Annotated in this window: 1 rRNA gene; it reads left to right on the forward strand. The window is 42.2% G+C overall.

The features are described 5' to 3' along the window. Positions 1-84: ribosomal RNA gene (locus M3610_RS28745) — 16S ribosomal RNA — on the forward strand; the annotation flags it as partial. Between the last annotated feature and the right edge of the window lie 148 nt (positions 85-232).

Genomic DNA, 232 nt, shown 5'->3' on the forward strand with positions numbered 1-232 from the left:
CAGCCGCCTAAGGTGGGACAGATGATTGGGGTGAAGTCGTAACAAGGTAGCCGTATCGGAAGGTGCGGCTGGATCACCTCCTTTCTAAGGATAAAGCTGGACTTGTGAGCCAGACAAAACAGTTTGTACACGATCTTTGTTTGTTTAGTTTTGAGGGAGCAATTCTCTCAAAGCTTTTTTTAATCGTTCTTTGAAAACTAGATAATCGTAATGAAGAAGCAAAGTAAACATC

This window comes from Neobacillus sp. MER 74, from assembly GCF_023714155.1.